Source organism: Propionivibrio pelophilus DSM 12018 (assembly GCF_059569095.1).
Genome location: NZ_JCANUT010000002.1, coordinates 91,140 through 112,308, shown reverse-complemented (window position 1 = coordinate 112,308; position 21,169 = coordinate 91,140). Strand labels below are relative to the sequence as shown.

Genomic DNA, 21,169 nt, shown 5'->3' with positions numbered 1-21,169 from the left:
GATTGCAGATTCGTCATTCCGCCGAATTCCGGAATCCAGAAACTTCAACGAACTGGTCCCCGGACTTTGCTGCGGTGACAGCTATTTCAGCGTTTCCTTAAACCGATTTCGAGTAGAGCTCTGCCGCGCCCGGATTCACTGCCGGTAGCGGCGCGAACGGGTACTTCGCCGGCAAATAAACTTCCGCGTTGTCGATGGCCTGCTCATCAGCGAGGGTGATCTCGCCCTGCGGGCCGTAGAACTTGAGGCCATTGCAGTCGGATGGGGCACTGCTCCCGGTTATCATGATGCAGGCGACGCCCTTGCTGCGGGCGTAACAGGCCAGTGCCGGCATCGGCAGCGGCCCGCAGAAATCCACCGCCATCCCGGCATGGCGGATCGCCGCTGCACAGGCCGACGCGATCGCCGGACTGCTCGGGCGCAGATCCATCCCCAGGGCGACCGACCTCGCCCCGTTCGGCACCACGACCCCCAGGAAAGCCGCCGCATAGGCAAAGCACAACTCCCAGGACATCTCGGACACTCGCCCGTGTACTCCGCCGGAGCCCAACCGTACCCCACTCTCGCCCACCAGTTCGCTGAGAGCTACGGGGAAATTTTCGACAGGCAACGCACTCATCTCGAACCCTCCTTGCAAATCAATCCGACCGTTTGATCCGGCAAGTAAACCATCCGAATACTTCAGTTGGATGAAGCGGAAATGAAGTTGGCGAGATCCATGAGGAGCCGCCCCGTGATGCGGGCTGCCCCTCGGTGCCTGTTGAGTTGGCGATCAACTCTGCGCGAGGCACCGCGTGCCAGATGCCGTGCCGGGAGGAGTCGCGAATCGCTAACCGCGAATACCGTTGCTTTCCGTCAGGACGCCCTTGCCCATGGTCTCGACAAAGGCTTTGTAGCCAAGAGAAAAGAGGATCCCCGCCCACTGCTCCGCTTCTTCAAGTGAGCGCAGCCAGGGGCCCTTTTCAAGGACTCGGCCCCCTTGATGATCCTTGATGTCTGTCACTACCCGATACACTTTCCGACTCTCTCGCTGCTCGATTCGGGACGGGATTCTACACGCGAGGCATCGCGCCAAATGCGGTGTCGACGCAATTCGTTCGAGACGGCAGACATGTTTCTGTAACATGGCCTGACTACAGTCCCAGCCTTGATTCTTTCCGGGTGACTACTGCGACCGATGCGGAACAAAACGGGACTGGTGCTGGCGACTGTTGTTCTTGCCTTGCTGCTCGGTGCGTGCACGCCACGCCAGATGATCGTCGGTGGCCTTGCCGATACCCTGGCGGCTCAGGGCGGCGGCAATGAGGACGATCTCGAACTGTTGCGCGACGCGGCGCCGTTTCATTTGAAACTCTCGGAATCGGTGCTGGCCGAGGACCCAGGCCACACCAGGCTGGCCGCGGCTGTCGCCGCGGGCTTTGCCCAGTATGCCTATGCCTTCGTCGCCTTCGAGGCGGATCAGGTCGAGGCACAGGATGCCAAGGCAGCGGAACGGCTGCGGCGGCGCGCGGCGCGCCTGTACCAGCGCGCCCAGCACCATGCACTGAGCGCGCTGGAGGCGGACCAACCCGGGTTCAAGAAACAACTGGCCGAGCCGGGCGCGGACGGTCCGCACCTGGCTGCCGACCATCTCGGCCTGGCCTACTGGTGCGCGGCGGCTTGGGGCGGATGGATTTCGCTGAGCAAGGATGATCCCGACGTGGTCGCCGATCTGCCGCTGGCGGTACGTCTGGCGCAACTCGCCTGGCAGACCGATCCCACCTGGGGCCAGGGCTCGCTGACCAGCCTGTTGGCTACCTTCGAGGCGGCTCGGCCGGGCGGCAGCCAGCAACAGGCGCTCGCCTGGTTCGATCTGGCCATCGAACAATCGGCCGGACGCAGCGCCGGCACCTATCTCGCCAAGGCCGAAGGGGTCACCCTGCCCGCGGGCGATCGCGCGCAGTTCGAGAGTCTGTTGCAGCAAGCGCTGGCGATTCATGACGCCGCCGACAGTCCGCTGCTGACGCAAAACAAGGTCATGCGCCGACGGGCGCGCTGGCTGCTGGAACGCGCCGCCGACCTGTTCTGAACAATCAAATAGAGTGAGGAGACCATGATCAAACTCGGCAAACTGGCCGCGGTGCTGCTCGGCAGCCTGCTGGCGATCAATGCACTGGCGGCCGACAAGCAGCTGAGGATTGGCACGCTGGCGACCAAGAATTCGCTGTATCACCGCCAGTTAATGGAGGTCGGCGAGGCCTGGCGCAAGGCCCAGGGGGCCGGGGCGAAGTATCTCGTCTATCCCGACGGCAGCCAGGGCGGCGAAGCCGACATGGTGCGCCGGATGCGCATCGGCCAGTTGCAAGGGGGTTTGCTGTCGGTGGCCGGCCTGCGCGAAATCGAGCCGAGCATCGCCGCCCTGCAGAACATGCCGCTGATGTTCCGCAGCTGGGAAGAAGTTGACTACGTTCGCGAGAAGATTCGCCCGGCGATGGAGAAGAAGTTCCTCGAAAAGGGCTTCGTCGTCCTCGCCTGGGGCGACGCCGGCTGGGTACGCTTCTTCTCGAAGGAGCCGGCCGTTGCGCCGAATGACTACAAGAAAATGAAGTTCTTCGCCTGGGGCAGCGAGGTCGAGCAGCAGGAAATCATGAAGAGCCTCGGCTACACTCCGGTGCCGCTGGAAACGGCCGACATCCTGCCGTCGATCCAGACCGGCATGATCGATGCTGTGCCATCGACCCCCTATTTCGCTCTGGCGACGCAGATCTACACCACTGCCGGCAACATGCTCGAACTCAACTGGGCACCCATCGTCGGCGCGCTGGTGATCAGTAAAAAGGCGTGGGACGACATGTCGCCGGAGGCGCAGGCGGCCCTGCGCGACTCTGGCCAAAAGGCGGGCCAGCAGATGCGCACCAAGGCCCGGCAGGAAGTCGACGAGGCGGTCGAGGCGATGAAAAAGCGCGGTCTCACCGTCAACCGCCCTACTCCCGAACAGATGAAGGAATGGAACGCGTTGGCTGATGGTCTGTATCCGCGCATTCGCGGCAAGCTGGTGCCGACCGAGACCTTCGACGAAGTGGTCGGGCATCTGAAGACCTTCCGCGCCAGCAAGGCGAACTGAGCGATGAGCGCGTGGCGGCGGCTGGTCGCGTTCGATGAACTGCTGGCCGGCACCGCGCTGGCCTTGATGCTGTTGCTGCCGCTGCTCGAAATGGCCTTGCGGCCCTTGTTCGGGCAGGGTATCCACAATGCGCCGGTGCTCGTCCAGCACCTCGGCCTGGTGCTGGCCATGTTCGGCGCGCTGGTCGCCGAGCGCGGCCAGCATTTGAGTTCGCTCGGCGCCGGCTTTGCCGCGGCCCACAATGCGCTGCTGCGAGCGACCGCCATAATTCTGGCGCGGGCCAGTGCGGCAATCCTCTGCGGCATGCTGACGCAAGCCAGCTGGACGTTCGTCACCAGCGAAATGGATGCGCCCCGGGCGATCGCCTACGGCATTTCCGGCTGGATGGTCGAACTGGCGATGCCGGCCGGTTTTGCCTTGCTGGGCGTCAAGCTGGGCTGGCGCTTCGGCGGACCGATGGCCTTGCGCCTGCTCCTGGCGGCCGCCCTGCCCCTGGCCGGATATGCCTTCGCCGGCCATTTCGACGGCAGCACCTTGCCGTTCTGGCCCTTCGCCATCTGGCTGCTGCTCGTACTGCTTTGCGGCGCCCCGATCTTTGCCGTGCTCGGCGGACTGGCGCTGGCGCTGTTCTGGAGCGAGGGCCAGCCGCTGGCCTCGGTGCCGCTCAGCCATTACCAGATTACGGTCAACCCCTCGCTGCCCGCCTTGCCGCTGTTTACACTGGCCGGCCTGCTGTTCGCCCGCACCGGCGCCGCCGCCCGGCTCGGCGCCCTGTTTTCCGCGCTGTTCGGCAACGGGGTGAATGGCACGGTGATTGCTGCGGCGATCCTGTGCTCCTGCTTTACGGCCTTCACCGGCGGCAGCGGCGTGACCATTCTCGCGCTCGGTGGCCTGCTGCTGCCCCTGCTCAAACGCGCCGGCTTTCCCGAATCGCGTGGCATCAGCCTGGTCACCAGCGCCAGCGCGCTGGGCGTTCTGCTGGCGCCCTCGGTGCCGCTGATCATGTACGCCATCATCGCCCGGGTGCCGATCAATACCATGTTCCTGGCTGGCATTCTGCCCGCCGTGGTGATGGTGGTTTTTCTGCTGCTGGTCGGCGGCTATCTGAAGCGTTCCGGAATCACAGCGGTTGATGAATCGCAAACACCCGCCGTCGCATCCATCGGCCCGACCCTGTGGGCGGCGAAGTGGGAACTGCTGGCACCGGTCGTCGCCATCGGTTCTCTGGTGAGCGGCATCGCCACGCCGACCGAGAGCGCGGCCTTGACCGCCGCCTACGCGCTCCTCACCCAGGCGCTGGCGCACCGCGAACTCGACTGGCCGGGGTTTCGCCGCGCGCTGGTCGAATGCGCCGTGGTCATCGGCGGCATCATAGTGATTCTCGGCATGGCACTTGGATTGACCAACTACCTGGTCGATGCCGGCATTCCGGATGCGGCCATCGACGGAGTGCAATCGGTGCTGCCGAACAAGCTGTCCTTCCTGATCGCGCTCAACCTGTTCCTGCTTCTCGCCGGGGCCTTGATGGAAATCTACGCGGCGATCATCGTGCTGGTGCCCCTGCTGCTGCCGGTGGCCATCAGCTACGGCATCGACCCGGTGCATTTCGGCATCATCTTCCTGGCCAACATCGAAATGGGCTTTCTCTGCCCGCCGGCAGGCTTGAACATCTATTTCGCGGCGGCAATGTTCGGCAAGTCGATTCGCGAGGTTGCGGTTTCAGTCCTGCCAGCGGTGCTGGCAATGCTGCTCGGCGCCCTGACCATCTCGGCTTTTCCGTTGCTGGCCAACGGCCTGCCGCGGCTCTTCGGCCATTCGGTCGGCGCTTAGCAAGCGGCTGAAGTCGTCATCCCGGCGGATCAATGATGGCGTTTCTGCCTTGCCGGTACGTGTATTGAGAGATCACGTCTCTGAGCATGGCAATGCAGGCTTGGGTGATCGCTTCACGTGAGAATTTTTCCTGGTAGGTACCGTAACCCTCTGCGATCAGGCGTTCTCCCAGCGCAGAGTCTTGTGCCAAAGATTGATTGCTTTGGCCAACGCGGCGCTGTCGTCGAGCGGTACCAGGAGTCCGTTGCGTTCGTGATCGATCAGCCAGCCAGGGCCGTCCAGGTAGTGCACGATATCCGGGGTGTTGCCGATCAGCAGGTCGCTCTTGCGGTAGCGATCCACACGGCAGTAGCCACCAAGGCGAGCGATCAGCGGGCAGTATCCGGCGGGAGCGCGCTTGATCGCGCGGCTCATCCAGGTCAGCATGGCATCCGGCCGCCAGCGGCGCATCAGCAGATGCAGCCGTAGCCTTCCCAGAGGCTCGCGCAGGCCGCGGAAACGCAACAACTTCACTTCGATATCGGGGTGTCCGGCGAACAGCGCCTCACGTCGTGGGTCCGGCTCGATCACCACGCACTGGGGGACGCCCGCATCGGCCAGGGCCAGTGTGAGCTTTTCGAAGAAGGTTTCGGCACCACCGTTCTGGCTGGACAACATCAGTTGCATCAACCTCGGCAGAGTCTTGTGCTCGGCGGTGAGCCGCGGTTCGGGATTCATCGCATTTTTGATGCTTATCTTCGAAGCCAAATGGCCAAGTCTATGAGGCCAATGTTACTGCGATGTTAAATTTGTGCTGTTGTCAGCCGGCGCCGGGCGGCGTTCTCCCTGTACTCCCTCGTCGATCCTGCGGACTTCCTCGTCCGGCAGAACCTCGAAAAGATTCACCACTTTACGCACTCCTACCGTGGTCCGTGCGATGTCGACAGCGACCCGGGCTTCACCTTCGCTGACCAGCCCCATCAGGAACAGCGTGCCGTTTTCAGTCAGCGGCTTGACGTGGTTGGCCGACAGCTGGTTCGAGTCGAGTACGCGGGCCTTGAATTTCGACGAAATGAGCGCGTCGTTGGCGCGAGAACTGAATGACGTCGGCGGCGCAATCAGCAGTTCGTTATGCACCCGGCGGATTCCCTCGATCTTCTCCGCCATGGCACCGATCGCCTGACGCGCAGCCTCGTCGGGAACCTCGCCAGTAATCAGCAGGCGGCGGTTGAACGCGGTGAAATTGACGTGCGACGTCTCGCGGTGCTTCGCCGGCAAGCGGTTGCCGCCCTTCCATTCCGATATCTCGTCGTCAGCCTGGATACCCGTCGAACGGCGATCGTGGGCGCTGATCAGGGTCGCGGCTGCGCCGCTCGCAACGATGGCCGGCACGCAGGCGGAGAGCATCGGCGCGAGACTGACGGCGAGCAGCAGTGCTCGGCGATGTTGATCGAAGCGCATGATCCGTATCCAAAAATTGACACGCAAGCAGCATCGGGCATTGTTGTGACACGCCGATTACGTGGCGATTACCTCGAGTACTGCCCGAGGCTTTTTCCGGACCTACTTCTTGCGCCAGGGCTTTTTCTGTGCGGTCACGCGGCCGAGTTCAGCGTCGAGTTCGGTAATCAACAATTGGCTGCGGCCGGCAATCCAGCCGTAGATGAGCGGATCCGGCGTGCTGTCCTTGTACGTCTGCCGCATCAGGCGCAGTGCTGTCGCCTGATCGTTGAGCACGCCGAGCAGATCCTGGATCGTCGTGAGCGAGCCCTGATAGGCGGCAAGGGATTTCTTCGGCAGGAGCGGCGCGAAGAACTCGATGGCATAACGCAGTTTCTTGAACGCGATGCGCAGCAGGTGGCGATGTTCGGCATCCATCTTTACGTCGACGTTCATCAATTTTTCTATCGTTGCCGCACGTTTTTGCAGGCTCGTTTGCACGAACTTGCGCAGCTTACGCTGCGATGCCTCGCCCTCGATGGTCGGTGGTTCGACCCGGAACAGCGCCGCGCCGAACGCCAGCAACAGCCGGCTGTACTCTTCCCGGGTCAACGCCGCGCGGGCCGCGGACTGCGCCCGGTCCCGGGCGGCCTCGCCGTAACAACGCAGCTGCGCCAGCCCGGCGTGCCCGTCGAAAACTTCTTCCAGCGGCGGCATCGTCTCGCTCAGGAAGACGTCCCAGTCTCGGGCGCCTCCCAGCGCCGTCGCCACTTCCCGCCAGCGCGGCGAATAGACGGCGATGAAATCCGCGCCGAGTACCGGGGCAAAGAGACGGAAGGCGGAACGCAGACGGCGGATCGCCACGCGGGCCTGGTGAACATACTCCGGATCGCTTCCATGCACGGCGCCCGCTTCGTTGCGCTGCAGTTGCCCGAGGCAGCACAGCGCAATCGCTCGGAACGCGTCGACGGGTGACATTTTTCCGGTGACGGGCGAAGAAAATCCCTTCACCGGCCGTACAAGAGATGTGTCGGACAGGTTGTACCCGCGCTCGGCCTTGCTGATGACCAGTGGATGCAGGTGCAGATCACACGCCAGTTCGATCGCCAGATCGAACAGCGCATCGGACGATCCGCCTTCCAGCAGTTCGAGCTCGACTTCGCAGATCGGCTCACTCGCGGCCGGGATGGTCTCGTCCGCACCGGGCGCGATGATCTTGCCGCGGTCGAGCGCCAGCTCGATGAGCGCGTCACCGCGGCGCAGTGTCCACGCGGTGCGCGTGAATTCGGTCGAAAACGCCGGGCGCAGGAAAGGAAGCTTGGCATTCAGGAAATCACGCAGCGCCTCATCCGTCACGACGCTGAAATCGAACACGCCCGGCTGCGTCGGCACTTCCCATTCCAGGCGCCGAGCGAGACCGCCGGCCCCGGCATCGTCGACCTTCACCGTCATCAGCCAGATCGCCCTCCCCTTGCGCCGGATCCGCAGGGCGATGCGCCGCTTGCGCAGGGCGAAGTCCGGAGTGTCGTAGTAGGTATTGAGGAGTCGGTATTTCTGCGGTTCGATAGCTGCCAGTGCCGGATGACCCGACAGGCGACGGGCCAGTGCCGGCGCTACACGTAACTTGAGTTCGACTTCGACGGCCACTGCTGTACTCCTCGCTGAGAGCGGGTTACCTGTTGGTTATGACCATGTAGCGCGGCGTGATGCGACGCTCCCGGACGACCTGAAACAATGGAAGCGACGTGGCCTGCTCCGATTCGGAGGCGCTGCGCAGGTAGCGATACATGAACTCTGCCGCCGCATGCTCGCTCGGGCAACCGTAGCCCTCGATCGTGAGGATCTCCGCCAGATCGGCGAGTTGCCCTGCAACCCGGCGCTGCCCGCCGGAAAGGGTCGTGTCACGCGCCCAACCGGCCGCTTCTTGTGCAACTTCAGTGTAATCAAGCATGAAAGCACCTCCGTAAACTGAGGGCGTTGACGCGAGGCGATCCGTTTGCACGGGCTTTTTGTTGGTCGAACGCGCCATGTTTTCCCCACCACATTCTAGTTGTCGGAGCCGAAGAATCAACTCAACACCTGATGCCGCAACGCCAGGCCGACGTTACGTAATCGCTGCGTAATATTTCTGTAATCGCGGGCATTTATCTTTTCCGCAAACATCTCCACCGGAAGGGGCTGACTCATGAACTACGAAACCCTGATCGTCATCACAGCTGCTTGGCTGGCCATCGGCCTTGTCGGCTTCCGCTGGGCTTCCGTCGTTGCCTCCAGAGAAAGCGCAAAACTGGACGAAGACAACGAGCGCCTGCTCGAAGAAAATTCGCTGCTGGAAGCCGCTCTGCGTCGTGAACTCGACTCAACCCATGCCGAACTGCGGTCATTGCGTAGCGAGTGTGCGGCCCTGAAGGGAAAACTTCGCGGTGTGATGCAGTAAGGCAAATCGCCTGCGCACCGTGACGATGCGCAGGCCGAGGACTATTTCACCGGCGGCAGCTTGGCCAGAACAGCCTTCAGCTTCGTCTGCGGAAGCGACAGCGCCAGAATCAGGCCTACGCGGATCAGGTCGCTTTTCTTGACATCGATGCCCTGCATCGCGAGTTGCTTTTTGAGTTCGACGAGGCGGTCATGCTCGGCCGTCGGGAAGGTGAAGCCGTCGCGTACTGTGGCTTTCGGGGCTTGGGAAAGTGTCGCCACGACCTCCTCGGACTTCTTCCGCAACACCTTGTCCAGCGGCCGATCGAATGCCTTGGCTAGCCTGCGGCGTCTCGGCTTTGCCTGCTCGACGGCAGCGGGTGGAACAATCGGTGAAACCGGTTTCGCTGGCGCCGGTGCCGCCGTCACGGGCGAGGCAGCTTCTGTAGCCTCCACCGCCTCGGCAGGCTTCGCGGCGGCCTGCTTGCTTGGCGCACGCGACCGGGTGGTTTTCGGGGCGAAAGGAACGGAGAGGTTAAACGGGGAATCGGTGGGTCGGGCGGGCGTTTTTCTAACTGCGGCCATGGCACTTCCTTCGATCGAAAGATGAAAGCGGAATGCTTGCGGGCCGATAGTATACCCCGGCGAGTGTCGCCCTCGCCGGCCGTGGCCGCCGGGGCGCTATCGTCCGCCACGAGATCCGGGGAATTCGTCGGTGCTATTCGCCACGTTCCGATAGCTTGCCGATGCCGTCGAGTTCCTGCTTGAGGGCGACGTTGTCGAGCTTTGTGATGGAAAGGCTAGCGAAGAGCGAAATCCGTCGGCTCAATAGCGTGAAGGCCTGGGACATGGCCTTGCGCTTGTCCTCGTCGGCCCCCTCAGCGGCAGCCGGATCGGGGATGCCCCAATGCGCAGTCATCGGCTGGCCCGGCCATACCGGGCAGGTTTCCCCGGCGGCGTTGTCGCAAACGGTGAAGACGAAATCGAGCTGTGGCGCGCCGGGCTGGGCGAACTCATCCCAGCTCTTGCTGCGCAGGTCATCTGTCGGAAAAGCGTTTTGCTTCAGGAACTCAAGAGCAAACGGATTCACCTTGCCGGAAGGATGGCTGCCAGCACTGTAGGCATGGAATCGCCCCTTGCCGACCAGAGGAGAATTGAGGATGGACTCCGCCAGAATGCTGCGGGCCGAATTGCCGGTACAGAGAAACAACACGTTGTAAATGCGCTCGGTCATTTTTGCCTTTCGTGGAGAAAGAGTGCGTTGCGGAGTTTTGCCGCGCCGCCTCTTGGACAAACCATTGCCTTCCGCGGTTACCATCGTTCCCGCAGGGACGAAAAATAAACGGTTTATATCGTTCTATTGTTACCGTTGAATGACACGGCGGTTGGCCCGAAAGGCGGGCAGAGGGCACGGTTCGGGGTCGGGAAATCGGCGTGGGGACCGAGAAACGAAAACGGGATAAAGCACGATGCTTTATCCCGTTTTGTGCTGGAGCGGCAGAAGAGTCTCGAACTCTCGACCTCAACCTTGGCAAGGTTGCGCTCTACCAACTGAGCTACTGCCGCAAAACTTCTGGAGGCGCGAGCCGGAGTCGAACCGACCTACACGGATTTGCAATCCGGTGCATAACCGCTTTGCTATCGCGCCATATCATCTTTCGATGACTTGCTACAAACAAAAAAAGCCAACAGGCTTTTCTTGAACAAAGTTGTCTACAGAAGAGTCTCGAACTCTCGACCTCAACCTTGGCAAGGTTGCGCTCTACCAACTGAGCTACTGCCGCAAAAGCGAGTGCGCATTATATAGTTTGCGCGCGGCGTGTCAACGTTTTGCTTCATTTTTATGGCTTGCAGCCGAGTCGACCGGCACTTTCCCATCCTGTGCCACGAGGTACGGCCACGCCATGCGCATGTAGAAAACCATCGACCAGAGTGTCAAGACAGCGGCAACGTAGATCAGCACGGTCCCGGCAAGGTGAACGTTGAACCCCATGATCGGCTCGTAGTACAACAGCAGCGGAATGGCGCTCATCTGGGCGGCCGTCTTGACCTTCCCGATCATCGAAACGGCCACGCTCTTGTGCGCGCCGATCTGTGCCATCCATTCGCGCAAAGCTGAAATCGTGATTTCCCGACCGATGATGACGACTGCGATCAGTGCGCCGACGCGGTCGAGATAGACGAGGATGATCAGCGCCGCCGCGACCATCAGCTTGTCCGCCACCGGATCGAGGAACGCACCGAAGGCCGACGTTTCCTTCCAGAGCCGGGCGAGATAGCCGTCGAGCCAGTCGGTCCACGCGGCGACTACGAAGACGACGGTAGCCACGAGGTCGCGGCCACCCGGGACGCTCCAGGTATCCGGCAGATAGTAAAGGCCGACGAGGGCCGGAATCAGGATGATTCGCAGCCAGGTTAACAGGATGGGAATGTTGATTGGCATCAGTGCAAAGCCGCGTAGATTTTCTCTGCCAGTTCCCGGCTGATGCCTGGAACGGCGCTTAACTGGTCGATTCCTGCACCGACAATCCCCTGTAATCCGCCGAACCGGGCAATGAGCGCCTTGCGCCGCTTCGGGCCGATGCCGTCGATGTCGTCGAGTCGCGAGGTTTTCCGGGTTTTTCCACGCTGCATCCGGTGCCCCGAGATGGCGAAACGATGGGCTTCGTCGCGGATTTCCTGGATCAAGTGCAATGCAGGATGTTCCGCCGGCAATTGTACCGGTTCGCGACCGTCCGGGAAGATCAAAGTTTCCAGTCCGGGCTTGCGTCCTTCGCCTTTGGCGACACCGAGCATCGGCAGGTGTGAGAGCCCCAGTTCCTCCAGCGCCGACGCGGCAGCGCCGACCTGCCCCTTGCCGCCGTCGATGAGGATCAGCGAGGGGGCCAGACTCTCGCCGCTGCTGACTTTCTCGTAGCGCCGTTGCACGGCCTGGCGCATCGCCGCGTAATCGTCGCCGGCCTGAACGTCGCGGATGTTGAAGCGGCGGTATTCGGACTTGCGCATCCCGTTGCCTTGATACACGACACACGAGGCCACGGTCGATTCGCCCTGCGTATGGCTGATGTCGAAACATTCGGCGCGAAACTCCTGTGCGTCGTCGCTTTCGAGCTGCAGCAGGGCCTGCAGGGCTTCGACACGGGTTTCCTGGCGGGCGATCTGGCTGCGCCGGGCAACGATGGCCAGTTTCCCGTTCTGCTCGGCCATGTCGACCCAGACCTTGTGCATCGTCAGACGGGGTTCGATCACCGGCACCGGCCGCCCGGCCAGTTCGGCCAGTGTTTCCGACACCTCGCCGTCCAGTCCGGCGAGATTGACGAACACTCGCGCCGGAATCGGGTGCGTCAGGTAATGCTGGCAGAGGAAGACCACCAGCACCTCGGCGGTGGTACTGTCGCCGGCGTTGCTCGGGAACTGCGGCTTGTCGCCGAGATGCCGGCCGCCGCGCACCATGGCCAGATTGACGCAGAGCATGCCGCCCTCTTCCACCGCCACGACCACGTCAACATCCTCGCCGCGCGTGCTTTCCACGTATTGCCGGTCCTGCACGCGCCGCAGTGACTGGATCTGGTCACGGTACATCGCCGCCTGTTCAAACGCCAGGCTCTGCGCCGCCTGATCCATTGCCTCGCTCAATTGATCGATGATTTCCTGCTGGCGCCCCTGCAGGAACATCGACGCCATCCGGATGTCGTGTGCGTAGTCCTCCGGTGCGATCAAATCGACGCAAGGGCCGGAGCAGCGCTTGATCTGATACAGCAGACACGGGCGCGAGCGATTGCTGAACACCGAGTTTTCGCAGGTGCGCAGGCGGAACATCCGCTGCAGCAGGTTGACGCTGTCGCGGACTGCCGTCGATGACGGATACGGCCCGAAATAATCGGCATTGCGGTCGGTTGCGCCGCGGTAAAACGCCAGTCGCGGGTAACGATCGTGGCTGAGGACGATGTACGGGTAGGATTTGTCGTCGCGGAAGAGAATGTTGTAGCGCGGCGACAGGCTCTTGATCAGGTTGTTTTCAAGCAGCAGCGCTTCCGCCTCGGAGCGCGTGACGGTCGTCTCAACCTTGGCGATCTGCGTCACCATCAGGGCGATGCGCGGACTCGGGTGATTGTCGCGAAAATAGGAGGAGACGCGCTTCTTGAGATTTTTCGCCTTGCCGACGTAGAGTACCTTGCCCTGCGCGTCGATCATCCGATACACCCCGGGCAGTTCTGTCAGCGTCGCGAGGAGTGCTTTGGAGTCGAAGGTTTCGTCCATGAACGGGAGGCGGTACGATGTGGCGCCAATGGTAACACGCGGTAACACGCCCCCCATGGACTCCAGCCCCCACCTTTCCTGCGACATCTTCTGCAACGTCATCGACAATTTCGGTGACATCGGCGTTTGCTGGCGCCTGGCAAGGCAACTCGCATCCGAGCATGGTTTCGCGGTTCGCCTGTGGGTGGATGATCTGGCATCTTTCCAGCCGCTGTGCCCGGAAATCAGTAGTGACGCTGCCGCGCAAACAGTGGCCGGTGTTGAGATCCGGCGGTGGGCCGGCGACTTTGCGGAAGTGGTTCCTCATGATCAGGTGATCGAGGCTTTCGCCTGCCGCCTTCCCGAGCGCTTCGAAGAAGCAATGGCCGCGCGTACGCCGAAACCGGCGTGGATCAATCTTGACTACCTCTCGGCCGAAGCCTGGGTCGAAGGCTGCCATGCCCTGCCGTCACCGCATCCGCGCCTGCCGCTGACCAAGTATTTCTTCTTCCCGGGATTTTCGGAAAAGACCGGCGGCTTATTGCGTGAAAGCGATCTTGAACAACGCCGCGTCGAATTCATCAACGATCCCGCAGCGAAAAGCCGTTTTCTTCAGGAAACACTGAAATACTCGTCACCCCGGCGAAGGCCGAGGTCCAGCGCGTTGAATTTTCTGGATTCCGGCCTTCGCCGGAATGACGAATCTTCAATGAATCAGACCCCTCCTAACGACGGGGTGCTCTACATTTCGCTGTTCAGCTACGAGAATCCGGCGCTGCTGCCGCTTCTGGAAGCCTGGGCAACGGGATCACGGCCAATCACCTGCCTCGCCTCGCCAACCCGGAACCACGGTGATCTTGAGCGTTTTTCCGGACGAAGCGTGAGTGTGGGCGACACCGTTTGCAAGGGGCATTTGACTCTGCACATCATCCCGTTCGTTCCGCAAACCGATTACGACCAATTGCTCTGGGCTTGCGACCTCAACTTCGTCCGCGGCGAGGACTCCTTCGTGCGCGCGCAATGGGCCGCCAAACCAATGATCTGGCACATCTACCCGCAGGACGAAGACACGCACCACGTCAAGCTCGATGCCTTTCTCGATCGTTACTGCGCCGGCCTGCCGGAAACCGCAACAATTCCTCTGCACCAGTTTTTCCAGGCCTGGAACGGGAGCGGAACGATGACCGCAGCCCTTTGGGAGACCTGCCTGGGTCACTTGGCCGAGTTGCAGCGGCACGCCCTGGAATGGCAAAAAGAACTGATAAAACAGCAGGATTTGTGTTCGAAACTAGTGCAATTTTTCCGATCCAGGCTATAATGCGCGGCTAAAATTTTTACCGCCACAACCGGAACCCCTCTCTCCTATGAAAACTGCTCAAGAACTCCGCGCCGGCAACGTATTCATGGTCGGCAACGATCCGATGGTTGTCCTCAAGGCTGAATTCAGCAAGTCCGGCCGCAACGCGTCGGTCGTCAAGATGAAGATGAAGAACCTGCTCACCGGCACCGGGACGGAAACCGTCTATCGCGCCGACGACAAGTTCGAAACCGTCCAGCTCGATCGCAAGGAAGTCACCTACTCGTACTTCGCCGATCCGATGTACGTCTTCATGGATACCGACTACAACCAGTACGAGATTGAAGCCGAGTACATGGAAGACGCCCTGAAGTACCTCCAGGACGCCATGCCCTGCGAAGTCGTGTTCTACGACGGCAAGGCAATCTCGGTCGAACTGCCGACCATGCTCGTTCGCGAAGTCGTTTACACCGAACCGGCCGTCAAGGGCGACACCTCCGGCAAGGTCATGAAGCCGGCGCGCATCACCACCGGCTTTGAACTGCCGGTTCCGGCCTTCGTTGAAATCGGCGACAAGATCGAAATTGATACCCGTACCGACGAATATCGCGCCCGCGTGAAATAAGTCTGACAGGGCGCAGCAGCACAAAGGAAAGGCAGCCTCGGCTGCCTTTCTGCTTTTCAGGGGTCAGGAACAGGCGGCGGAACAGTCGCCGTCGCACACCACGTCGAAACCGGCATCCTCGATCGCTGCCTTGAACTGCGTCGGCTTGGCGACCTCCGGATCGTAGGCGATCTCCGCCTTGGCATCCTCCAGCGACACTTTTACTTCGGACACGCCGGGCAGTGCCTGCAAGACGCTCGTCACGTTGTTTACACAGCCCTGGCAACTCATGCCGGCGACACCGACCACTAAACGCTTCATATTCCTTCTCCAAAGATCATTGAACGGTTGATTGCGCTTTCCAGCGCTTGAGCAGCAGCGAATTCGACACAACCGACACCGAACTCATCGCCATTGCCGCGCCGGCCACGACGGGGTTCAGCAGGCCGAACGCCGCCAGCGGGATGCCGAGCAGATTGTAGATGAATGCCCAGAACAGGTTCTGGCGGATTTTACCCAGCGTCGCCCGCGACAGGCGGATCGCGTCGGCCACGCCGTGCAGGTCGCCGCGCACCAGCGTGATGTCGGCCACCTCGATGGCGGCATCGGAGCCAGCGCCCATGGCGAAGCTGACGTCGGCAGCGGCCAGCGCCGGCGCATCGTTGATGCCGTCGCCGACCATCGCGACGACGGCGCTATCCGTCTTCAGCGCATTGACCGCGTCGGCCTTGCCGGCTGGCGAGATGCTGGCGCGGAAATCCGTGATGCCGGCGCGTCGGGCGATCGCCGCCGCCGTTACCGGATTGTCGCCGGTGAGCATGACGACCCTCACGCCAAGCGCCTGCAACCGGGCCACGGCATCCGGCGAGGTCTCGCGCAACGGATCGGCAATCGCCAGCAGCGCCAGTGGTATTGCGCCTTCGGCCAGCACGACGACGGTCTTGCCCTCGCCTTGCAAGGCCGCCAGTTGCGCCTGCGGCAACGGACTTTCCGGGAACCAGTCCGGTGCGCCGAGCCGCAGCGACCGACCCTCGACCATCGCCTCGACCCCGGCCCCCGGCGTCGCCTTGAAGCCACTGACGAGCGGCAAGCTAAGCCCTGCCAATTGCGCTCGCTTCAGAACGGCACGCGCCAGCGGGTGTTCCGACCCCTGCTCGAGCGCGGCGGCGAGCCTGAGGCCTTCCTCTTGCGTGGCCCCGAGCGGAACGATGTCGGTCACTTCGGGTTCGCCGCGTGTCAGCGTGCCGGTCTTGTCCACGGCCAGGATGCGCGTCTTCTCGGCACGTTCGAGCGCCTCGGCATTCTTCACCAGGATGCCGGCGCGTGCGCCCTGCCCTGTGCCGACCATGATCGCCGTGGGCGTCGCCAACCCGAGCGCACACGGGCAGGCAATCACCAGCACGGCCACGGCGTTGATCAGCGCCTCGTTGAACGCGCCGCCGTAAAGCCACCATCCGGCGAACGTGGCCAAGGCAATAACACACACGACCGGCACGAACACGGCCGAAATCCTGTCCGCCAGACGCTGTACCGGCGCCTTCGACCCCTGTGCCTCGGCAACCAGCCGGATGATCCCGGCAAGCAACGTATGCTCGCCGACGCCGGTGGCCTTGCAGCGCAGCATCCCTTCACTGTTGGCCGTCGCAGCAAAGACCTTGTCGCCCGGATGCTTGGCCACCGGCATGCTTTCGCCGGTCAGCATCGCCTCGTTGACGTTCGACGCACCATCGAGCACTTCGCCATCCACCGGCACGCTTTCGCCGGGGCGGACGATGAACACGTCGCCCGGCATCAGCAGCGCCGCGTCGATTTCCACCAGTTGGCCGTCGCGCTCGACCCGCGCGGTTTTCGGCTGCAGCCGCACCAGCGCCTCGATCGCCGCCGTGGTGCGTGCCTTGGCGCGGGCTTCGAGGAGCTTGCCGAGCAGCACCAGCGTGATTACCGCTGCCGAGGCCTCGAAATACACCGGCAGGTCGTGCAGTCCGCCGAGTGTCACCACCAGACTGAACAGATAGGCGGCACTGGTGCCGAGGGCGACCAGCACGTCCATGTTCGCGCCGCCGCCGCGCAGCGCCTTCCAGCCGCCGTCGTAAAAACGCCAGCCGATCCAGAACTGCACCGGGGTCGCCAGGATCAACTGCAGCCAGCGTGGCAGGAGGTCGTGGTGCTGTCCTGCCAGCGCCTCGGCGTTGAACATCGTGACCATTTGCGCGACGAGAGGCAGGGTCAGCGCGGCGGCAATCCAGAAGCGCTGCAATTCACTGCGGTAAGCCGCCAGCTTGCGTGTCTTTTCCTCCTCGCGCGAGTTGTCGTCGGAAAGACGACCTGAGAATCCGGCTTTGGCAATGGCTTCCAGCAGCTGTCCGGTCGTCACGACGCCGGGCTGAAAACGGACACGCGCCCGCTCGGAGGCGAGGTTGACTGCGGCTTCGACTCCGTCGATTCGGTTCAGCACTTTCTCAAGACGGGTGGCGCAAGCCGCGCAGGTCATGCCTTCGATGCCGAGTTCGAGCGATTGCTGCGGCACGCTGAAGCCTGCCTTCTCGATCGTGGCGACGACCTGCTGCGGCGTCGTCTCGGAAGACGCCAGATCGACGCTGGCGCGTTCGGAGGCCAGATTGACGCTGGCAGTGACGCCGGGGAGGCGGTTGAGCACTTTTTCGATGCGTGCGGCACATGCCGCGCAGGTCATGCCGCTGACAGGAAGATCAAGCCGAAGGGAAGAATCAGGGGTTTGCATGGAGAGGAGGATATCAATGAGGGAGAACAGTACGCACGACGCCGTAGATTCCCCAGAGACCGAAGGAGAGCACGACCAGACCAGCCACTGCACGTACGACAGGACGAGAGAGCACTTCGTTCAGCCGGGTCGCGAGCAATCCGGCGAGCAGCAAGGTGGGCAGCGTTCCGGCGCCAAAGGCCAGCATCAGCGCCGCGCCGCGCCAGGCCGAGCCGCTGGTCAGCGCCGTGACGAGCGCGCTATATACCAGACCGCACGGCAGCCAGCCCCAGAGCAGGCCAAGCGGAAAGGCTTGCAACATCGTTCGCGCCGGCAGGAAACGCCGGGTAAACGGCTGGATGCGCCGCCACAGCGGGTTCCCGAACCGCTCGGTGAAGGCCAGCGTCCGCGTCGCACCCATCAGATAGAAGCCGAGCGCGATCAACATGAGGTTGGCCAAGGCGAACAGCACGATGCGCAGGGGAAGCGATCCCGAGAGCGCGACACCGGCCTCGCCTATGGCGCCGGCGATGCCGCCTGCGCAGGCATAACTGAGGATTCGCCCGGCGTTGTACGCAAGATGCAACGCGGGACGGCGCCCGCTGCCCAGCGACAAGGCGCTGACGATGCCGCCGCACATGCCGATGCAATGCGTCCCGCCCAACAGGCCGACGAGGAACAGGGCGATAAACGAGTTCTCGGGCATTGCGTCACACACCGGATAAATCGCAGAGTTTACCCGACTGAAGCGCCATTGCTTCTCATTGCTGCGCCCAAACTAGCCGCCACTGTTTCCATAACGCATAATGGCCAACGAATTCATCCGGGATGACACCAATGAAAGCACTGATCGTCGAGCCCTCACGCATGATCCGGAACGTCTTCACATCGTTGTTTTCGAAGAACAACATCCACTCCGTTGGCGTGGAAACGGCGAAAGAAGCGCTGGCGCAACTTGAAATCGGTCCGGTCGATTTCCTGTGTTTTTCGATGCAGTTGAGCGACATGACCGGACTCGATTTCTACTCGCAGGCGAAAGCACGCGGTCTGATCGGGAGACATCCTTCGGTCATGCTGACCAGTTCTCAGGAAGCGATAAGCACGGCAGCGCTCAACCTCGGCATTACGGAGTGCTTCTCCAAGAACGAACCGGCCGTCTTCGAAGACTATGTCAACCGCTGGGCCAGCAAAACCACGGCAAAACTTGGGGGAACGGCTCTGCTGATCGAAGACAGCGTCTCCCAGGCGGCTCACCTTGAACGGCTATTGCAGGATCTGGGCTTGAGCATTTCCCGCTCGGCAAGCGGCGAAGACGCGCTTGCACAAGCGTCCCGGCGCAGTTTCGACATCGTGCTGGTCGACTACATGCTCGAAGGCACGATGACCGGCTTGAACGTCATCCGCCAGATCCGCGCCTTGCCCGGGCGCGCCGGAAAAGTGCCGATCCTGGCGATCTCCAGCTTTGACGATGCGGCCCGGCGTATCGAAATGCTCCGTTCAGGCGCCAACGATTTCGTGCCGAAACCGGTCGTCCCCGAGGAATTCCGCGTTCGCGTGGGCAACCTCGTGCAACTACGCCAGGCGCTCGATTATCTGGAAGAACAGCACAAGGCGCTCTACGAGATGGCCATGCGCGACCGCCTGACCTCGGTTTATAACCGTCATTTCATCACCGAGCGGGCGCAAACCCTTATCCACGAAGCAAAAGCATCGCGCCGGGCGTTGAGCCTGATCGTTCTCGACATCGACCATTTCAAGCGAATCAACGATACGCACGGACACGCCATCGGTGATTCCGTACTGGTAGCCGTCGCCACGGCACTTCTCGACAGCGTCGGCGAGCAAGGCGTCGTTGCCCGCATGGGCGGCGAGGAGTTCATGGTCGTGCTGCCGGACGCCGATGAATTCGCCGGCACGAGTCTGGCGGAGAAACTGCGCGCAAGCGTCGAAGATCTCGAGCCGTCCGGCTTGCACGTCACGGCCAGCTTCGGCGTCGCCCTGCTGCGGCCGGAAGACAGCTACGAAACGGCCTTCAGCCGCGCCGACATGGCGATGTACGAAGCCAAGCGGGCCGGGCGGAATTGCGTGGTCTCGGCGGAAGGCCGGTAGTTCAGATCACCTTCGAGTAGCGATTCTGTGTCCGGTTGGCGCGCAGACGCGCGTCGAAAACCATCGAAATGGCGCGCACCAGCATGCGCCCCGGCGGCAGCACGACAATGCGGCCCGGCTCGACACGCAGCAGGCCCGCCGCTTCCATCTCGGCCAGATCGGCCAGTTCCGCGGCGAAATACGTCGCAAACGCGTTGCCGCACGCCGCTTCGAATTTCTCGAACGGCAGTTCGAAGTGGCACATCATCGACTGGATGATCGCCCGTCGCAGTTCGTCGTCCGCTGTCAGCGTGATACCGCGAAACACCGGCAGGATCCCGTTGTCGAGTCGGTCGTAGTACTCGTCCAGCGTCTTCACGTTCTGGCTGTAGCTGGCGCCGACCTTGCCGATCGAGGTGATGCCGAACGACAGCATGTCGCAGTCCGAATGCGTCGAATAGCCCTGGAAATTCCGGTGTAGACGGCCAGCCCGCTGGGCAACCGCCAGTTCGTCGTCGGGCTTGGCGAAGTGGTCCATGCCGATGAACACGTAACCGGCGTCGGTCAGCTTGTCGATGGCCAGCGAGAGTATTTCCAGGCGCGCCTCCGGCGCGGGAAGGTCAGCATCGAGAATCCGCCGTTGCGGTTTGAACAGCGTCGGCAGGTGCGCATAGTTGTAGATCGACAGCCGGTCGGGACTCACGGACAGCACGCGGTCCAGCGTCCGGTCGAAACCCGCGACCGACTGCCTCGGCAGCCCGTAGATCAGGTCGATGCTGATCGACTTGAAGCCGTTGGCGCGCGCGGCGTCGATCACGGCGAAGGTTTCCTCCTCGCTCTGGATGCGGTTGACCGCCTGCTGCACGCGCTCGTCGAAGTCCTGCACGCCGAGGCTCATGCGGTTGAAACCGAGTTCGGCGAGCAGATCGACCGTGGCGCGATCCACTTTCCGGGGATCGACCTCGATCGAGTATTCGCCGCCGTCGAGCAGCCGGAAATGGCGCCGCGTCATCGCCATCAGCTGACGCATCTCGTCGTGCGAGAGAAAGGTCGGCGTCCCGCCGCCCCAGTGCAGCTGTTCGACGGCGTTGTCCTGCGGATCGAGGAAGGACGTCTGCAGCGCCAACTCCCGGCCGAGATACTTCAGGTACTTCGCCGAGCGCCCGTGGTCCTTGGTGATGATCTTGTTGCAGGCGCAGTAGTAGCAGATCGTGGTGCAGAACGGCAGGTGAAAGTACAGCGAAAACGGGCGACGACTCTCCGGATTTTCGCGCCGCTGCTCGAGTTGCCGGCGATAGGCCTCCGCCTCGAACTCGGGACCGAAGCGATCGGCCGTCGGATAGGAGGTATAGCGCGGTCCGTTGATGTCGAAGCGGCGGATCAGCGCTTCATCGAAAACAATCTGGTCGTAAAGGGTCGCCATGTGATGTGTGTGCCGTGATCGTGTCGCTTCGA

General features: G+C 62.2%; 21 protein-coding genes and 3 tRNA genes. 7 read left to right on the top strand and 17 right to left on the bottom strand.

Annotated elements, in window-relative coordinates:
- Positions 1-97: 97 nt before the first annotated feature.
- Together BO74_RS01910 and BO74_RS01905 are read right to left on the bottom strand one after the other, a co-directional pair.
- Positions 98-619 (bottom strand): hypothetical protein, encoded by a 522-nt coding sequence (locus tag BO74_RS01910; RefSeq protein WP_496439610.1) that lies wholly within the window; start codon positions 617-619, stop codon positions 98-100.
- A 210-nt stretch (positions 620-829) separates the two neighbouring features.
- On the bottom strand, positions 830-1,003 hold the full coding sequence (locus BO74_RS01905; protein WP_496439608.1) for a hypothetical protein: 174 nt from the start codon (positions 1,001-1,003) through the stop codon (positions 830-832).
- A gap of 174 nt (positions 1,004-1,177) precedes the next feature.
- On the opposite strand from BO74_RS01905, the gene BO74_RS01900 reads away from it, so the two are divergent.
- The 3 genes from BO74_RS01900 to BO74_RS01890 are packed head-to-tail and all read left to right on the top strand — an operon-like array spanning position 1,178 to position 4,933.
- The gene (locus BO74_RS01900; protein WP_496439606.1) at positions 1,178-2,068 is read left to right on the top strand and encodes a TRAP transporter TatT component family protein; all 891 of its coding nucleotides are present in this window, start codon (positions 1,178-1,180) and stop codon (positions 2,066-2,068) included.
- Positions 2,069-2,092: 24 nt separating this feature from the next.
- The gene (locus tag BO74_RS01895; RefSeq protein WP_496439605.1) at positions 2,093-3,103 is read left to right on the top strand and encodes a TRAP transporter substrate-binding protein; all 1,011 of its coding nucleotides are present in this window, start codon (positions 2,093-2,095) and stop codon (positions 3,101-3,103) included.
- Positions 3,104-3,106: 3 nt separating this feature from the next.
- Positions 3,107-4,933, top strand: a complete 1,827-nt coding sequence (locus BO74_RS01890; protein ID WP_496439603.1) for a TRAP transporter large permease — start codon at positions 3,107-3,109, stop codon at positions 4,931-4,933.
- A gap of 156 nt (positions 4,934-5,089) precedes the next feature.
- Here the strand turns inward: BO74_RS01890 and BO74_RS01885 are convergent, their stop codons facing one another.
- The 4 genes from BO74_RS01885 to BO74_RS01870 form a co-directional block, all read right to left on the bottom strand.
- Positions 5,090-5,650 (bottom strand): glycosyltransferase family protein, encoded by a 561-nt coding sequence (locus BO74_RS01885; protein WP_496439602.1) that lies wholly within the window; start codon positions 5,648-5,650, stop codon positions 5,090-5,092.
- Positions 5,651-5,704: 54 nt separating this feature from the next.
- Entirely contained in the window at positions 5,705-6,373 is a 669-nt protein-coding gene (locus BO74_RS01880) for a BON domain-containing protein (protein ID WP_496439600.1), read from the bottom strand.
- A gap of 102 nt (positions 6,374-6,475) precedes the next feature.
- Positions 6,476-7,999 (bottom strand): CYTH and CHAD domain-containing protein, encoded by a 1,524-nt coding sequence (locus tag BO74_RS01875; RefSeq protein WP_496439598.1) that lies wholly within the window; start codon positions 7,997-7,999, stop codon positions 6,476-6,478.
- A 25-nt stretch (positions 8,000-8,024) separates the two neighbouring features.
- Positions 8,025-8,303: a hypothetical protein gene (locus tag BO74_RS01870; protein WP_496439597.1), complete on the bottom strand. Its 279-nt coding sequence runs from the start codon at positions 8,301-8,303 to the stop codon at positions 8,025-8,027.
- 234 nt (positions 8,304-8,537) lie between these two features.
- On the opposite strand from BO74_RS01870, the gene BO74_RS01865 reads away from it, so the two are divergent.
- A complete protein-coding gene (locus tag BO74_RS01865) occupies positions 8,538-8,789 on the top strand; it encodes a hypothetical protein (RefSeq protein ID WP_496439595.1) in 252 nt (83 codons plus the stop codon).
- A 41-nt stretch (positions 8,790-8,830) separates the two neighbouring features.
- On the opposite strand, the gene BO74_RS01860 is transcribed toward BO74_RS01865, so the two are convergent.
- From BO74_RS01860 to uvrC, 7 genes are all read right to left on the bottom strand, one after another.
- Positions 8,831-9,352: a hypothetical protein gene (locus tag BO74_RS01860; RefSeq protein ID WP_496439593.1), complete on the bottom strand. Its 522-nt coding sequence runs from the start codon at positions 9,350-9,352 to the stop codon at positions 8,831-8,833.
- Between the two features lie 133 nt (positions 9,353-9,485).
- Complete coding sequence (locus tag BO74_RS01855; RefSeq protein ID WP_496439591.1) at positions 9,486-10,001, bottom strand: arsenate reductase ArsC; 516 nt, start codon at positions 9,999-10,001, stop codon at positions 9,486-9,488.
- A 256-nt stretch (positions 10,002-10,257) separates the two neighbouring features.
- Positions 10,258-10,333: transfer RNA gene (locus tag BO74_RS01850), tRNA-Gly, on the bottom strand.
- An 8-nt stretch (positions 10,334-10,341) separates the two neighbouring features.
- A tRNA-Cys gene (locus tag BO74_RS01845) sits at positions 10,342-10,415 on the bottom strand.
- A 65-nt stretch (positions 10,416-10,480) separates the two neighbouring features.
- Positions 10,481-10,546 (bottom strand) — tRNA-Gly (locus BO74_RS01840).
- A 43-nt stretch (positions 10,547-10,589) separates the two neighbouring features.
- The gene (gene pgsA, locus BO74_RS01835) at positions 10,590-11,210 is read right to left on the bottom strand and encodes a CDP-diacylglycerol--glycerol-3-phosphate 3-phosphatidyltransferase (protein ID WP_496439590.1); all 621 of its coding nucleotides are present in this window, start codon (positions 11,208-11,210) and stop codon (positions 10,590-10,592) included.
- Entirely contained in the window at positions 11,210-13,027 is a 1,818-nt protein-coding gene (uvrC, locus tag BO74_RS01830; RefSeq protein WP_496439753.1) for an excinuclease ABC subunit UvrC, read from the bottom strand. The genes pgsA and uvrC overlap by 1 nt, the downstream gene beginning before the upstream one ends.
- 55 nt (positions 13,028-13,082) lie before the next feature.
- Here uvrC and earP point away from each other — a divergent pair, with 55 nt between their 5' ends.
- Both earP and efp read left to right on the top strand, forming a co-directional pair.
- Positions 13,083-14,324 (top strand): elongation factor P maturation arginine rhamnosyltransferase EarP, encoded by a 1,242-nt coding sequence (gene earP / locus BO74_RS01825; RefSeq protein ID WP_496439589.1) that lies wholly within the window; start codon positions 13,083-13,085, stop codon positions 14,322-14,324.
- Between the two features lie 46 nt (positions 14,325-14,370).
- Positions 14,371-14,928: an elongation factor P gene (efp, locus tag BO74_RS01820; RefSeq protein WP_496439588.1), complete on the top strand. Its 558-nt coding sequence runs from the start codon at positions 14,371-14,373 to the stop codon at positions 14,926-14,928.
- A 63-nt stretch (positions 14,929-14,991) separates the two neighbouring features.
- Here efp and BO74_RS01815 read toward each other — a convergent pair whose 3' ends face one another.
- The 3 genes from BO74_RS01815 to BO74_RS01805 are packed head-to-tail and all read right to left on the bottom strand — an operon-like array spanning position 14,992 to position 18,332.
- Positions 14,992-15,228 carry a heavy-metal-associated domain-containing protein gene (locus BO74_RS01815; protein ID WP_496439586.1) on the bottom strand — a complete coding sequence of 79 codons (237 nt, stop codon included), beginning with the start codon at positions 15,226-15,228 and terminating at the stop codon, positions 14,992-14,994.
- Between the two features lie 16 nt (positions 15,229-15,244).
- A complete protein-coding gene (locus BO74_RS01810; protein WP_496439584.1) occupies positions 15,245-17,647 on the bottom strand; it encodes a heavy metal translocating P-type ATPase in 2,403 nt (800 codons plus the stop codon).
- A 13-nt stretch (positions 17,648-17,660) separates the two neighbouring features.
- The gene (locus tag BO74_RS01805) at positions 17,661-18,332 is read right to left on the bottom strand and encodes a sulfite exporter TauE/SafE family protein (RefSeq protein WP_496439582.1); all 672 of its coding nucleotides are present in this window, start codon (positions 18,330-18,332) and stop codon (positions 17,661-17,663) included.
- Between the two features lie 131 nt (positions 18,333-18,463).
- Here BO74_RS01805 and BO74_RS01800 point away from each other — a divergent pair, with 131 nt between their 5' ends.
- Positions 18,464-19,735: a diguanylate cyclase domain-containing protein gene (locus BO74_RS01800; protein WP_496439581.1), complete on the top strand. Its 1,272-nt coding sequence runs from the start codon at positions 18,464-18,466 to the stop codon at positions 19,733-19,735.
- Between the two features lies 1 nt (position 19,736).
- On the opposite strand, the gene hemN is transcribed toward BO74_RS01800, so the two are convergent.
- Positions 19,737-21,137: an oxygen-independent coproporphyrinogen III oxidase gene (gene hemN, locus BO74_RS01795; protein WP_496439580.1), complete on the bottom strand. Its 1,401-nt coding sequence runs from the start codon at positions 21,135-21,137 to the stop codon at positions 19,737-19,739.
- Between the last annotated feature and the right edge of the window lie 32 nt (positions 21,138-21,169).

What these genes read in the sequence shown, in the direction of transcription:
- BO74_RS01865 (WP_496439595.1), top strand. Translation starts at nt 8,538, where the DNA reads ATGAACTACGAAACCCTGATCGTCATCACAGCTGCTTGGCTGGCCATC.
- earP (WP_496439589.1), top strand. Translation starts at nt 13,083, where the DNA reads ATGGACTCCAGCCCCCACCTTTCCTGCGACATCTTCTGCAACGTCATC.
- BO74_RS01880 (WP_496439600.1), bottom strand. Translation starts at nt 6,373, where the DNA reads ATGCGCTTCGATCAACATCGCCGAGCACTGCTGCTCGCCGTCAGTCTC.
- hemN (WP_496439580.1), bottom strand. Translation starts at nt 21,137, where the DNA reads ATGGCGACCCTTTACGACCAGATTGTTTTCGATGAAGCGCTGATCCGC.
- BO74_RS01810 (WP_496439584.1), bottom strand. Translation starts at nt 17,647, where the DNA reads ATGCAAACCCCTGATTCTTCCCTTCGGCTTGATCTTCCTGTCAGCGGC.
- uvrC (WP_496439753.1), bottom strand. Translation starts at nt 13,027, where the DNA reads ATGGACGAAACCTTCGACTCCAAAGCACTCCTCGCGACGCTGACAGAA.
- BO74_RS01805 (WP_496439582.1), bottom strand. Translation starts at nt 18,332, where the DNA reads ATGCCCGAGAACTCGTTTATCGCCCTGTTCCTCGTCGGCCTGTTGGGC.
- BO74_RS01860 (WP_496439593.1), bottom strand. Translation starts at nt 9,352, where the DNA reads ATGGCCGCAGTTAGAAAAACGCCCGCCCGACCCACCGATTCCCCGTTT.
- BO74_RS01900 (WP_496439606.1), top strand. Translation starts at nt 1,178, where the DNA reads ATGCGGAACAAAACGGGACTGGTGCTGGCGACTGTTGTTCTTGCCTTG.
- BO74_RS01910 (WP_496439610.1), bottom strand. Translation starts at nt 619, where the DNA reads ATGAGTGCGTTGCCTGTCGAAAATTTCCCCGTAGCTCTCAGCGAACTG.
- BO74_RS01855 (WP_496439591.1), bottom strand. Translation starts at nt 10,001, where the DNA reads ATGACCGAGCGCATTTACAACGTGTTGTTTCTCTGTACCGGCAATTCG.
- efp (WP_496439588.1), top strand. Translation starts at nt 14,371, where the DNA reads ATGAAAACTGCTCAAGAACTCCGCGCCGGCAACGTATTCATGGTCGGC.
- BO74_RS01895 (WP_496439605.1), top strand. Translation starts at nt 2,093, where the DNA reads ATGATCAAACTCGGCAAACTGGCCGCGGTGCTGCTCGGCAGCCTGCTG.
- pgsA (WP_496439590.1), bottom strand. Translation starts at nt 11,210, where the DNA reads ATGCCAATCAACATTCCCATCCTGTTAACCTGGCTGCGAATCATCCTG.
- BO74_RS01815 (WP_496439586.1), bottom strand. Translation starts at nt 15,228, where the DNA reads ATGAAGCGTTTAGTGGTCGGTGTCGCCGGCATGAGTTGCCAGGGCTGT.
- BO74_RS01870 (WP_496439597.1), bottom strand. Translation starts at nt 8,303, where the DNA reads ATGCTTGATTACACTGAAGTTGCACAAGAAGCGGCCGGTTGGGCGCGT.
- BO74_RS01800 (WP_496439581.1), top strand. Translation starts at nt 18,464, where the DNA reads ATGAAAGCACTGATCGTCGAGCCCTCACGCATGATCCGGAACGTCTTC.
- BO74_RS01885 (WP_496439602.1), bottom strand. Translation starts at nt 5,650, where the DNA reads ATGAATCCCGAACCGCGGCTCACCGCCGAGCACAAGACTCTGCCGAGG.
- BO74_RS01890 (WP_496439603.1), top strand. Translation starts at nt 3,107, where the DNA reads ATGAGCGCGTGGCGGCGGCTGGTCGCGTTCGATGAACTGCTGGCCGGC.